This window comes from Streptomyces lincolnensis, assembly GCF_021173675.1.
GTDB lineage: Bacteria > Actinomycetota > Actinomycetes > Streptomycetales > Streptomycetaceae > Streptomyces > Streptomyces lincolnensis_B.
The window spans coordinates 582,039-595,299 of record NZ_JAIHON010000007.1; the positions used below are offsets into that span (position 1 = coordinate 582,039).

Here is a 13,261-nt window from a genome sequence, read left to right on the forward strand (position 1 = left end):
GTGACTCGGTCCGGAATCGCCGACATCCTGCCCCTGTCGCCGTTGCAGGAAGGCCTGCTCTTCCACGCCCTCTACGACGACGAGCACGCCCCCGACGTCTACGCCGCCCAGCAGATCCTGGAGCTGACCGGCGAGGTGGACCCCGCCGCCGTCCGCGCCGCCGGACAGGCCCTCCTCGACCGGCACCCCAACCTGCGCGCCTGCTTCCGCCGCCGCGAGGCCGGACCGCCCGTGCAGATCGTCCCCACGGACGTCGAACTGCCGTGGGCCGAGGCCGACCTGTCGGACCTGGGCGAGGACGAGCGGGACAAGGAGTGGGAGCGGCTCCTCGACGAGGAGCGCACCCGCCGCTTCGACCTCACCCGACCGCCCCTGCTGAGGTATCTGCTGGTGCGCTGGGCGCCCGACCGCCGGCGGCTCGTCGTCACCAACCACCACATCCTGCTCGACGGCTGGTCGAAGCAGCTCCTGGTCCGCGAGTTCGGCGCCCTGTACGCGGGCGAGCACCCCACCGCCCTGGCCCCGGCGCCCGCCTACCGCGACTACCTGGCCTGGCTGGCCCGGCAGGACCGCGGCACCGCCGAGTCCGCCTGGCGGGACGCGCTGTCCGGCACCGACGAGCCGACCCTGCTCACGCCCACCGGGACCGCCGCCGCGACCGTGCTGCCCGAGGAACTCGTCGTCGAACTCCCCAAGACGCTGACCGCCGCCGCGGAGACCGCCGCCCGCTCCCTGGGCGTCACCCTCAACAACCTCGTCCAGGGAGCCTGGGGCCTGCTGCTCGGCCGTCTCACCGGCCGCACCGACGTCGTCTTCGGCCAGACCGTCACCGTCCGCCCGCCCGAGCTGGCGAACATCGCCTCCATGGTCGGGTTCTGCATCAACACCGTGCCCACCCGGGTGCGGTGGGACGAGGACGCCACCGTCGCCGACCTGCTCACCGCCCTCCAGCGGCGCCAGGCCGCGCTGCTCCCGCACCAGCACCTGGGCCTGGCCGACATACGCCGTGCGGCGGGCACCGGCACGGGAACCGGTGGCGACCTCTTCGACACGCTGCTCGCCTTCGAGAACCACCCGGGCGCCACCGGCCCCGCAGCACCCGGGCCCCGGATCACCCAGCTCACCGGCCGCGACGCCACCCACTACCCGCTCACCCTCGCCGTCCTGCCCGCCCGCCGCCTGGCCCTGCGCCTGTCCTACCGGCCCGACCTGTACGACGAGACCGGCGCCCGCACCCTCCTGGACCGCTTCGCCGCCGTCCTGGACGCCCTGGTCAGCGACCCGCACCGCAGCGCCCGCGAGGTGGAGGCACTGCTGCCGGGAGAGCGGGAGCGGCTGCTCGGCGAGGACGCCCTGCCCGGTGCGTGGGAAGGCGAAGCCGACGGCGACCGGGCCACCCTCGCCGACCTCTTCGCCCGCCAGGCCGCCCGGACCCCCCACGCCACCGCCGTGGTCCACGAGGGCACCCGCCTCACCTACGCGGAGCTCGACGCCCGCGCGGACCGTCTCGCCCGCGTGCTCGCGGCACGCGGCGCCGGCCCCGAACGGCTGGTCGCCCTCGCGCTGCCCCGCTCCCCGGAGCTGGTGGTGGCCGTGCTCGCGGTGCTCAGGACCGGCGCCGCGTACGTGCCCATGGACCCCGCGTACCCGGCCGACCGGCTCGCCTTCATGCTGGCCGACTCCGCACCGGTGCTGCTGGTGACGACCGGGGAGACTGCCGCCGTCCTGCCCGCCTCCCCGACCCCGGTCCCGGTCCTGGCCCTGTCCCTGGACGAACCGCTGCCCGAAGCACCGCCCGTGGCGGCGCGGCCGACGGCCGATCAGCTGGCCTACGTCATCTACACCTCCGGCTCCACCGGTCGCCCCAAGGGCGTCGCCGTCCCGCACCGGAACGTCATCCGGCTGTTCGCGTCCACCCGGCACTGGTTCGACTTCGGCCCGGACGACGTGTGGACGCTGTTCCACTCCTACGCCTTCGACTTCTCCGTCTGGGAGCTGTGGGGCGCCCTCCTGCACGGCGGCACCCTCGTGATCGTGCCGTTCGCGGTCAGCCGCGAGCCCGAGGAGTTCCTGCGGCTGCTGGCACGCGAGCAGGTCACGGTCCTCAACCAGACCCCGTCGGCGTTCGGCGAACTGCTCCGCGCGGACGCCGAACTCCCCGAGATCTCCCGAGAACTGACCCTGCGTCACATAGTCTTCGGCGGCGAGGCGCTCGACCCCGCCCTGGTCACCGAGTGGCACACCCGCCACCCGCAGGACGCCCCCGTCCTGGTGAACATGTACGGCATCACCGAGACGACCGTCCACGTCACCGGGCTGCCGCTGACCACCGGCGCCGAGAACGGCATCGGACGGCCCATCCCCGACCTGCGCGCCCACGTCCTGGACGCGGGCCTGCGCCCCGTCCCCCCGGGCGTCACCGGCGAGCTCTTCGTCTCCGGCGCCGGCCTGGCCCGCGGCTACCTGGGGCGGCCGGAGCTGACGGCGGGCCGCTTCGTCGCGGCCCCCTTCGGCCCGCCCGGCGCCCGCATGTACCGCACGGGCGACCTGGCCCGCCGGACGGCCGACGGCGACCTGGAGTACCTGGGCCGCGCCGACCACCAGGTCAAGATCCGCGGCTTCCGCATCGAACCGGGCGAGGTGGAGGCGGCGCTCACCGGACACCCCCAGGTGGCGCAGACGGTCGTACTCGTCCGCGACGGCCGGCTGATCGGGTACGTCGTCCCCGCCGAGCCCACGCACACGCTCGACCCGGCGGCCGTACGCGGCGAGGCGGCCCGGAGGCTGCCCGACCACATGGTCCCCTCGGCCGTCGTCGTCCTGGACCGGCTCCCGCTGACCGCCAACGGCAAGCTGGACCACGCCGCCCTGCCCGCTCCCACCGGCGTCGGCGGCTCCGGGACCGGGCGTGCCCCGCGCACCCCGCAGGAGGAGATCCTGGTCGGGCTGTTCGCCGACGTCCTCGGCCTCGACGCGCACCGGGTGGGCGTCGACGACGGGTTCTTCGAGCTCGGCGGCGACTCCCTGCTCGCCATGCGCCTCGCCGACCGGATCAGGGCCGCGCTCGGCGCCGCACTGCCCGTCCGGGCGGTCTTCGAGACCCCGACCCCGGCCGGGCTCGCGGCCCGGGCGAGCGGAGCGGCGGACGAGCGGCGTCCCGAACTCGCCCGGCGGGACCGGCTCCCCGACCCGCTCCCGCTGTCGTACGCCCAACAGCGGCTGTGGTTCATGAGCCGCCTCGACGGAGGCCACACCACCTACACCGTGCCCTGGGCGCTGCGCCTGACCGGCCCGCTGGACCGGGAGGCGCTGGAGGCGGCACTCGCCGACCTCGTCGAGCGCCACGAACCGCTGCGCACCCTCTGCCCGGACCTGAGGGGCACCCCCTACCAGCGGGTGCTGGACCCGGCACAGGCCCGGCCGCGCCTGACGGTCGTACCGGCCACCGAGGCCGAGCTGCCCGCCCTGCTCACCGCCGCGGCGGGCCACCGCTTCGACCTCGCCACCGACCTGCCGCTGCGCGCCACCCTCTACGCCCTCGACGCCGACACCCACGTCCTGCTGCTGCTCGCCCACCACATCGCCGTGGACGGCGGCTCCATGGCGCCCCTGATGCGCGACCTGGAGACCGCGTACGCGGCCCGGTCCGCCGGACACGCACCGCGGTGGCCGGAACTGCCCGTCCGCTACGGCGACTTCGCGTGCTGGCAGCGCGACCTGCTCGGGGACGAGAACGTGCCCGACAGCCTGATGACACGTCAGATCGAGTTCTGGAAGGAGGCGTTGGACGGAGCACCCGAGGAACTGCCGCTCCCGGCCGACCGGCCCAGGCCCGCCGAGCCCTCCGGCCGGGGCGACCGCGCCGCCGTCACCCTGGACGCGGAGCTGCACGCCGCGCTCACCGACCTCGCGTCGAGCCAGCGTGTCACCCTCTTCATGGTCCTTCAGGCGGGCCTCGCCGCCCTGCTGACCCGGCTCGGCTCCGGAACCGACATCCCCGTCGGCACACCGGTCGCCGGACGCGCCGACGACCGGCTCGACGACCTCGTGGGCTTCTTCGTCAACAGCCTCACCCTGCGCACCGACACCTCCGGCAACCCCACCTTCCGGGAACTGCTGCGCCGGGTCCGGGACACCGACCTGGCCGCCTACGCCCACCAGGACGTGCCGTTCGACCTCCTCGTGGACGCGCTCAGCCCCGAGCGCACCCTCGCCCGGCACCCCCTGTTCCAGGTGATGCTGGCCTTCACCGGCCACGCGGTCGAGCCCCGCCCCTCGCTGGCCGGCCTGCGCGCCGACCGCGAGCCCGTCGAGACCGGCGCCGCCCGCTTCGACCTCTCCCTCTACCTCACCGAACACCGCACCGAGGACGGCACCCCGGCCGGCATCGACGGCGTCGCCGAGTACAGCACCGACCTGTTCGACCCCGAGACCGCCCGGCGGCTCACCCGGCGGCTCGTCCGCCTGCTGGGCGCCGCCGTCGCCGCACCCGACCGGCGCATCGGCGACCTCGACCTCCTCGACACCGGCGAACACCGGACACTCACCGACTGGAGCACCGCCCCGGGCGACATCCCCCCGGCCTCCCTGGCCGAGCTGTTCCGCGCCCAGGCCCGACGGACCCCGGACGCCCCGGCCCTGAACGAGCTGTCGTACGCCGAACTCGACGCCCGCGCCGAGCGGTTGGCGCGCGTCCTGGCCGGCCGCGGAGTCGCACCCGGCGACGTGGTGGCGGTCCTGATGCCGCGCTCCGCCGACCGGATTGTCGCGGTCCTCGCGGTGGCCCTCGCCGGTGCCGCCTTCCTGCCGGTGGATCCGGGCCTGCCCCGCGAGCGCGTGGATCTCGTCCTGGGCGATGCCCGACCGTCGTACGTCATCCGGGACATCGCGGCGGACGGCCCGCCCGGCGACCTGCCCGCCGTCTACCACCCCCGCCACGCCGCCTACGTCATCCACACCTCGGGCTCCACCGGCGTACCCAAGGGCGTCGTCGTCGAGAACCGGGGGCTCGCCGCGCTGGCGCGCACGCAGATCGAGCGGTTCGGCCTGGGCCCGGACTCCCGGGTGCTCCAGTTCTCGGCGCCCGGCTTCGACGCGTCGGTGATGGAACTGCTGATGGCCTTCGCCTCGGGCGGGGCGCTGATCGTGCCGCCCGCCGACGGCCCCCTGGTCGGCGAGAGCCTCGAACGCGCCCTGACGGACGGCGGGATCACCCACGCCCTCATCCCGCCGGCCGCGCTCGCCACGCTGCCCGACGGCGACTTCCCCGAGCTGCGGACGCTGATCGTCGGCGCCGAGGCGTGCCCCGGCGAGCTGGTGGCCCGGTGGGCGCCCGGCCGCCGTATGGCCAACGCCTACGGCCCGACCGAGTCGACGGTGTGCGCCACCATCAGCACGCCCCTCACCGGGGACCAGGCCCCGCCGATCGGACGGCCGGTCACCGACACCCGCACCCACGTCCTGGACGCCTGGCTGCGGCCGGTCCCGCCCGGCGTGGTGGGCGAGCTGTACCTGTCCGGCGCGGGCGTGGCGCGATGCTACCTCGGGCGCCCCGGGCTGACGGCGGAACGCTTCGTGGCCGACCCGTTCGGCGCCGCCGGTGACCGCATGTACCGGACGGGCGACCTGGTGCGCTGGACCGCCTACGGCGAACTCGCCTACGTGGGCCGGGCGGACGACCAGGTCAAGATCCGCGGCTTCCGCATCGAACCCGGCGAGATCGAGGCCGTCCTCGCCCGGCACCCGCACATCGCCCGGGCCGCCGTGGTGGTCCGGGAGGACGAGCCGGGCGAGCGCCGCCTCGTCGGCTACGTCGTGCCCGGGACCGGAGCGGTGCCGGACCCGGCCGAGCTGCGACGGCACGCGGAGGAGGCCCTGCCCGACTACATGGTGCCCGCGGCGCTCGTCGTCCTCGACACCCTCCCGCTGACCCCGCACGGCAAGCTCGACCGCAAGGCCCTGCCCGCCCCCACGACGTCCGTGGCCCCGGGCGGCCGGGAACCGGCGACCCCGGCCGAGCGGGTCCTCGCCGACCTGTTCGGCGACCTGCTCAAGCTGGCCGACGTCCCCCTGGACCAGGGCTTCTTCGCCCTCGGCGGGGACAGCATCTCCTCGATCCGCCTGGTCAGCCGGGCCGCCGAGGCCGGGGTGGTGATCAGCCCCCGGGATGTGTTCGAACAGCAGACGGTGACAGGCCTCGCCGCCGTCGCCCGAGGGCCGGTGGGCGCCGGGAGCGCCGAGGGCGCGGCAACGGACGACGGCGTCGGCACCGTGCCCCTCCTGCCGGTGATGCGCTGGCTGCTGGAGCGCGGCGGACCGATCGACCGGCTCAGCCAGTCCGTGCTGCTCACGGTCCCGGCGGACGCCGACCTGCCCCGCCTGACCGACGCCCTCCAGGCCCTGATCGACCACCACGCCCTGCTCCGGTCCCGGCTCACGCCCTCCCAGGAACTGGACGTCCGTCCGGTCGGCGCGGTGCGCGCGGCCGACCTCCTCGACCGGTACGACGCCACCGGCGTCGAAGACCTGCACGCCCCCGTCGCCGACGAGTTCGACCGGGTCCTCGGCCTGCTGGACCCGGCGGCCGGCGCCATGGTGCGGGCCGTGTGGTTCGACGCCGGGCCCGACCGCGCCGGGCGGCTGCTGCTCGTCGTCCACCACCTGGCCGTCGACGGTGTGTCCTGGCGGATCCTGGTGCCCGACCTGGAGGCGGCCTGGACGGCGCTGGCACAGGGCCGCAGCGCCCAACTCCCGCCGGTCCGCACCTCGTTCCGCCGCTGGTCCCACCTGCTGGCGGAGGAGGCACGCAGGCCCGCGCGCGTCGCCGAGGGCGACCTGTGGCGCCGTATGCTCGCCGCCCCGCGCACACCCCTGGGCACCCGGGACCTCGACCCCGGCCGGGACACCGCCGCCACCACCCGCTCACTCCGCCTCACCCTGCCGCCCGAGGTGACCGGCCCGCTGCTCACCACCGTCCCGTCCGCCCTCGGCACCGGCACCCACGGCGTGCTGCTCACCGGCCTCGCCCTGGCCGTCGCCGACCGGCAGGGCTCCGGGCACGTCCTCGTCGACGTCGAGGGACACGGCCGCGAGGAACCGGCCACGGGACTCGATCTGTCCCGCACCGTCGGCTGGTTCACCTCGCTCTACCCCGTCCACCTCGACCTCGACGGCCTCGACCTCGCGGACGCGCTCGCCGCCGGACCCGCCGCCGAGGACGCGGCCCGCCGGGTGGACGAGCGGCTGCGTCAACTGCCCGACCACGGGCTCGGGTTCGGGCTCCTGCGGTACCTCAACCCCGACACCGCGCCGGGCCTGGCCGAGCACCCGGCACCCGCGCTCGGGTTCAACTACCTGGGCCGGTTCACCGCCCCCGCCGACACCGCCGCATGGGGCTTCGCCCCGGAGTCCGCGGCCCTCGGCGCCGGCAGCGACCCCGGCCTGGCCGCCGCGCACGCACTCGATCTGAACGCCGTCGTCCACGACACCGCCACCGGCCCCCGCCTGGTCGCCGACTGGTCATGGCCCGACGCGGTGCTCACCGAGACGGAGGTACGCGCCCTGGGCGAGGGCTGGTTCGCCGCGCTCACCGCACTCGCCGCCCGGGCCGGCCGGCCCGCCGACGGCCGGGCGGAGGACCTCGGCCTCTCCCAGGACGAACTGGACGAACTCGCCGCGGGCCTCGATGTCTGACCGCGCACGCAAGAGCCCGAAGGAGCCGGTGAGACACCCCATGACCAACCCGCCCGCGCCCTCCACGCCCGCCACGCGGCCGTCGCGGTCCGCGCCGTCCTCACCGGTGGAGGTCCTGCCCCTGACCCCCCTGCAGGAGGGGCTTCTCTTCCACGCCCTCTACGAGCAGGAGCGCGACGCCCCGGACGTCTACCTCGTCCAGCTGGTCTTCGACCTCGGCGGCACCGTCGACGCAGCCCGGCTGCGCGCCGCGGCCCAGGCCCTGCTGGACCGCCACCCCACCCTCCGGGCCGCCTTCCGGCGCCGCCGCGGCGGACAGCCGGTCCAGGTCGTACCGCGCCGGGCCGTCCTGCCCTGGACCGAGACGGACCTGAGCGCCCTCACCGGCGCCGACGCCGAGGAGGCGTGGTCCCGGCTGCTCGACGAGGACCGGGACCGCGGCTTCGACCCGGCCACCCCACCGCTGCTGCGCTGCACCCTGGCCCGCACCGGCGAGGAGCGGCACCGGCTGCTGATCACCCACCACCACATCCTGCTCGACGGCTGGTCCGTCTCCGTCCTGCTGCGCGAACTCCTCGCCCTCTACGACTCCGGCGGCGACCCCGCCGCGCTGCCGCCCGCTCCGCCCTACCGCACCTTCCTGGAGTGGCTCGGCCGCCGGGACCGTGCCGTCGCCGAGTCCGCCTGGCGGGACGCGCTGGCCGGGGTGACGGAACCCACCCGCCTCGCCCCGCACGCCGCCGACGGCCTCGGCTCGGGCGAACTCGTCCAGGCCCGCACCGAGTTGCCCACCGCGTCCGGCACGGACCTGACCACCCTGGCCCGGAACCTCGGTGTCACCGTCAACACCCTCGTGCAGACCGCCTGGGCCATCCTGCTCAGCCGCACCACGGGACGCGACGACATCGTCTTCGGCGCCACCGTCTCCGGCCGCCCGGCCGACCTGCCCGGCGTCGAGTCCATGGTGGGCCTGTTCATCAACACCCTCCCCACCCGCGTGAGGCTGCGCCCCGACGAGCCGCTGAGCGGCCTGCTGCGCCGCGTCCAGGAGGGCTACGTCCGCCTCCTGGACCACCACCACCTCGGACTCGCCGACATCCAGCGGGCGGCCGGAGTCCCCGAACTCTTCGACACGCTCGTCGTGTTCGAGAACTACCCGGTCGACGAGCGGGCCACCGACCCCGGCGACGGCCTGCGGGTCATCGGCACGGGCGGGCGCGACGCCACCCACTACCCGGTGACTCTCGTGGCGCTCCCCGGCCCCCGGCCGCGCTTCCGCCTGGCCTACCGGCCCGACCTCTTCGACGCCGCCTGGGCCGACGCCACCCTGGCCCGGCTGGTACGGCTCCTGGAGCGCATGGCGGCCGACCCGGACCTGCCCCTGGGCCGGCTCGGACTCGCGGCGCGCGACTCGGCTCCGGCCGCCGCCGTCGAGGCCCCCGCGACCCGAGCGCTCACCGACCTGTGGACCGCCCAGGTGGCGGCCACCCCGGACGCCGAGGCCGTACTCGACCGCGGCGAGCTTCTGACGTATCGCGAACTGGACGCCCGGGCCGAGCGGTTGGCGGGCCGGCTCGCCGCGCTGGGCGCCGGTCCCGAGCGGATCGTGGGCATCGCGCTGCCGCGCACCGCGGACCTGGTCGCCGCCGTCCTGGCCGTCCTGAAGTCGGGGGCCGCCTATCTGCCCCTCGACCCCGCCTATCCGCCGGACCGCCTCGCTCACATCGTCGCCGACGCCCGGCCGGTCGTGGTCCTCGCCACGGCCGAGACGGCGACAGCGCTGCCCGAGGGGACCGACCTGCTCCTTCTCGACGGACTGACGGGCGATCAAGAGATGGTGGTACGGCCGGACTTGGTGCCGGACCACCTCGCCTGCATCACCTACACCTCCGGATCCACCGGTCGCCCCAAGGGAGTCGCGGCCACCCACCGGAGCGTGGCGGAGTTCGTCCGGTGGACCCACGCCGAACTCGGCCCCGAGCGCCTGGCGAAGGTGCTGTTCTCGACCTCGCTCAACTTCGACGTCTCCGTCTTCGAGATCTTCTCGCCGCTGTTGTGCGGCGGCCGGATCGAGATCGTCGAGAACCTGCTCGCCCTCACCGCGCGGGACCGCGACCGCTGGGACGCGAGCCTGATCAGCGGAGTCCCCTCGGTCATGGCGACGGTCGTCGCGGACCGCCCGGCCGTCGACCCCCGAGTGGTGGCGCTGGGCGGCGAGCCCATCCCCGAGCACCTGCTCGCCGACCTCGAAGCCACCTTCCCCGGGGCGCGGGTCATCAACTTCTACGGCCCCACCGAGGCGACGATCTACGCCACCGCCTGGCAGTCCGACCTCGACCCGTACCGCAAGGACGGCCCGCCGCCTCTCGGCCGCCCCCTGGCCCGCAACCGCCTCCACCTCCTCGACCAGGCCCTCCACCCCGTGCCCGACGGAGTCCCCGGAGAGGTCTACCTCTCCGGCGGCGGACCGGCCCGCGGCTACCTCGGCCGCCCCGCGCTGACCGGGCAGTGCTTTGTCGCCGACCCGTTCGGCGCGCCGGGGGAGCGGATGTACCGCACCGGCGACCTCGCGGTGCGCGGCCCCGGTGGACAGCTGCGCTTCCTCGGCCGCGCCGACCACCAGGTGAAGATCCGCGGCTTCCGCGTCGAACTCGGCGAGATCGAGGCGGTGTTGGCGGACCATCCGGCCGTGGCGAAGGCGGCCGCCGCCGTCCGTGAGGACACGCGGGGCGAGCACCGGCTCGTCGCCTACGCCGTGCCCGACGGCGGCGCGGGCCCGGCCGACGCCGGTGCCCTGCGCGCCCACCTCGCCCGGACGCTGCCCGCCCACATGGTCCCCGCCACGATCGTCGTCCTGGACGCCCTGCCGCTCACCGCCAGCGGCAAGCTGGACCGCAAGGCCCTGCCCGCACCCGGGGCGCCCGCGGCCGAGGCGCGCGTCGCCCCACGCAACGGGACGGAACAGAAGCTGCGGGACCTCTTCGCCGACGTCCTCGGCCTCGACCCCCTGCGCGTCGGTGTCGACGACAGCTTCTTCGACTTGGGCGGGCACTCCCTGCTGGTTCCCCGGCTGACCACCCGGGTCCGCGCCGACCTCGGCACCGCACTGCCGGTGCGGGCGCTCTTCGAGACGCCGACCGTGGCGGGGCTCGCACGGCGCGTCACCCGCACCGCTGTCGTGGACCCGGCCGTGGGCGGGACCGGCGCCGCGTCTTCGGGGACCACGGCCCTGGACGTGCTCCTCCCGCTGCGTGCCCGAGGTGAGCGCGAACCCCTGTTCTGCCTCCCCCCGGCCTCCGGACTGGCCTGGGGCTTCGCCGGGCTCACCCGGCACCTCGACACCGAACGGCCCCTGTACGGACTCCAGTCCCGCGGACTGGTCCCCGGAGCGGAGCGGTCGGGCAGCCTGGCCGAGACGGTGGCCCAGCACACGGCACAGATCCGCGAGGTCCAACCGCACGGCCCGTACCACCTGCTCGGCTACTCGATGGGCGGCATCGTCGCCCACGGCGTGGCCACGACCCTGAGGGCGGCGGGGGAACGGGTGGCGCTGCTGGCGATGCTCGACTCCTTCCCCGGCTCCTGGATCGGCCAGGGTCCGCGCCCCACCGACCGGGACGCCGTGCTGCGCGGCCTCCTCGCCATCCTGGGGCGCCCGGCACCACCCCCGGACGAGGAGCTGACCGACACCCGGTTCGCCGAACTGGTGCGCCGCGTCCCCGACCTGCCCGGCAGCCTCGACGACGCCGAACTCGCCGCCCTGGTCGAGGTGACCGCGAACAACCGCCGCCTCCTGGAGGAGTTCGCCCCCACGTCGTACGACGGTGACCTGCTGTTCTTCACCGCCGCACAAGATCCGGACGCACACCCCGGACGGCACGGCACCTGGCTGCCGTACGTCCGGGGCGGCATCGACCACCACGACATCCCGTGTGCCCACGGCGAGATGACCCGGCCCGAGGCGCTGGACCGGATCGGGCCCGTGCTCGACCGCCGGCTGCGTGCCCTCGCGCCCCGACCCGACAGGAGCGATCCCCGATGACCACCAACCCCTTCGACGACGACACCCTCGAGCACTACGTCCTGGTCAACGACGAGGGCCAGCACTCCCTGTGGCCCGCCTTCGCCGAGGTCCCGGCCGGCTGGACCGTCGCCCACGGCCGGGCGAGCCGGCAGTCGTGCCTGGAGTACGTCGAGGAGCACTGGACCGACATGCGGCCCAAGAGCCTGATCCGGGCCATGGGTGAATGACCAGACGGTGGAGGACGAACTGATGACCACGCGGCGGACCATCGCTCCGGACGAGCTCGACACGCTGAACCTGGCCGATCCACGGCTGCACGCCGAGAGCGACCTGTCCGCCGTGTGGCGCCACCTCAGGGAGCACGAGCCGGTCCACTGGAACCCGGCCACCGACTCCGCGCCCGGCTTCTGGGCGGTGACCCGGCACGCCGACGTCACCGCCGTCTACCGGGACAGCACCCGCTTCACCTCCCAGGGCGGCAACGTCCTGGAGACCCTGCTCGCCGGCGGAGACTCGGCGGCCGGCCGCATGCTCGCCATCACGGACGGGCCCCGGCACGCCGCGCTGCGCCGCATCCTGCTGTCCGCCTTCTCGCCCCGCGCCCTGGAACCGATCGTCGCCAGTGTGCGGCGCACGGTGGAGCGGCTGCTGCGGGACGCCGTCGACAAGGGCTCCTGCGACTTCGCCGCCGACGTCGCGTCGGGCATCCCGCTCGGTGCCATCTGCGACCTGCTCGGCGTGCCCGACGGCGACCGCGCCCATGTGCTCAGCCTGACCTCCTCGGCGCTCGGCTCGCACGACGCGGACAGCACCGCCGCCGACGCGTGGATCGCCAAGAGCGAGATCCTGCTCTACTTCGCGGGCCTGGCCCGGGACCGGCGCGAGGGCGGCCACGCCGACGTCATCGCGCTCCTGGCCGGCAGCGAGGTCCAGGGGCTGCCGCTGGACGACGACGAGATCATGCTCAACTGCTACAGCCTCATCCTCGGCGGCGACGAGACCGCCCGGCTGTCCATGGTCGGTGCCGCCCTCGCCCTCCTGGAACACCCCGATCAGTGGCAGGCGCTCAGGAACGGCGACGCCGGCATCGACACCGCCGTCGAGGAGATCCTGCGCTGGACGACCCCCGCCCTGCACTCGGGACGCACCGCCACCACGGACACCGAGGTCGGCGGCCGGGCCATCAGGGCCGGGGACATCGTCACCGTGTGGAACGCCTCCGCCAACCACGACGAGCGGATCTTCGAAGCCCCCGAACGGCTGCGCCTGGACCGCACGCCCAACAAGCACGTCACCTTCGCCTACGGCCCGCACTTCTGCCTCGGCGCCTATCTGGCCCGCGCCGAGATCGGAGCCGTGCTCGCCGGACTGCGCGACCAGGTGGCCGACATGGAACAGACCGGCCCGGCGGGTCCCGTCTACTCCAACTTCCTCAGCGGCCTCGGCTCCCTGCCCGTGGCGCTGAAGGGCGCGTAGACACCACCCATCGACCGCGCTCCCTGGGTACCCGTACCTCCTGATCGTGTCCGCCGACGGCGACAGGAG

3 protein-coding genes and 3 pseudogenes are annotated in these 13,261 nt (G+C 75.0%); all 6 read left to right on the forward strand.

The features are described from left to right. Positions 1–5,931, forward strand: a pseudogene (locus tag K4B79_RS23595) (amino acid adenylation domain-containing protein); the annotation flags it as partial. Between the two features lie 48 nt (positions 5,932–5,979). Next, positions 5,980–6,192 (forward strand): annotated as a pseudogene (locus K4B79_RS48660) (phosphopantetheine-binding protein); the annotation flags it as partial. A gap of 153 nt (positions 6,193–6,345) precedes the next feature. Further along, a pseudogene (locus K4B79_RS48665) lies at positions 6,346–7,692 on the forward strand (condensation domain-containing protein); the annotation flags it as partial. Positions 7,693–7,720: 28 nt separating this feature from the next. Beyond that, positions 7,721–11,734 carry a non-ribosomal peptide synthetase gene (locus K4B79_RS23600; RefSeq protein ID WP_232028867.1) on the forward strand — a complete coding sequence of 1,338 codons (4,014 nt, stop codon included), beginning with the start codon at positions 7,721–7,723 and terminating at the stop codon, positions 11,732–11,734. Continuing rightward, positions 11,731–11,943 (forward strand): MbtH family protein, encoded by a 213-nt coding sequence (locus tag K4B79_RS23605; RefSeq protein WP_232028868.1) that lies wholly within the window; start codon positions 11,731–11,733, stop codon positions 11,941–11,943. The genes K4B79_RS23600 and K4B79_RS23605 overlap by 4 nt, the downstream gene beginning before the upstream one ends. Before the next feature lie 22 nt (positions 11,944–11,965). Beyond that, on the forward strand, positions 11,966–13,192 hold the full coding sequence (locus tag K4B79_RS23610) for a cytochrome P450 (RefSeq protein WP_232028869.1): 1,227 nt from the start codon (positions 11,966–11,968) through the stop codon (positions 13,190–13,192). Positions 13,193–13,261 lie beyond the last annotated feature (69 nt).

Excerpts from the sequence above, each read along its gene's own strand:
- K4B79_RS23610 (WP_232028869.1), top strand. The coding sequence starts at position 11,966 with ATGACCACGCGGCGGACCATCGCTCCGGACGAGCTCGACACGCTGAAC.
- K4B79_RS23605 (WP_232028868.1), top strand. The coding sequence starts at position 11,731 with ATGACCACCAACCCCTTCGACGACGACACCCTCGAGCACTACGTCCTG.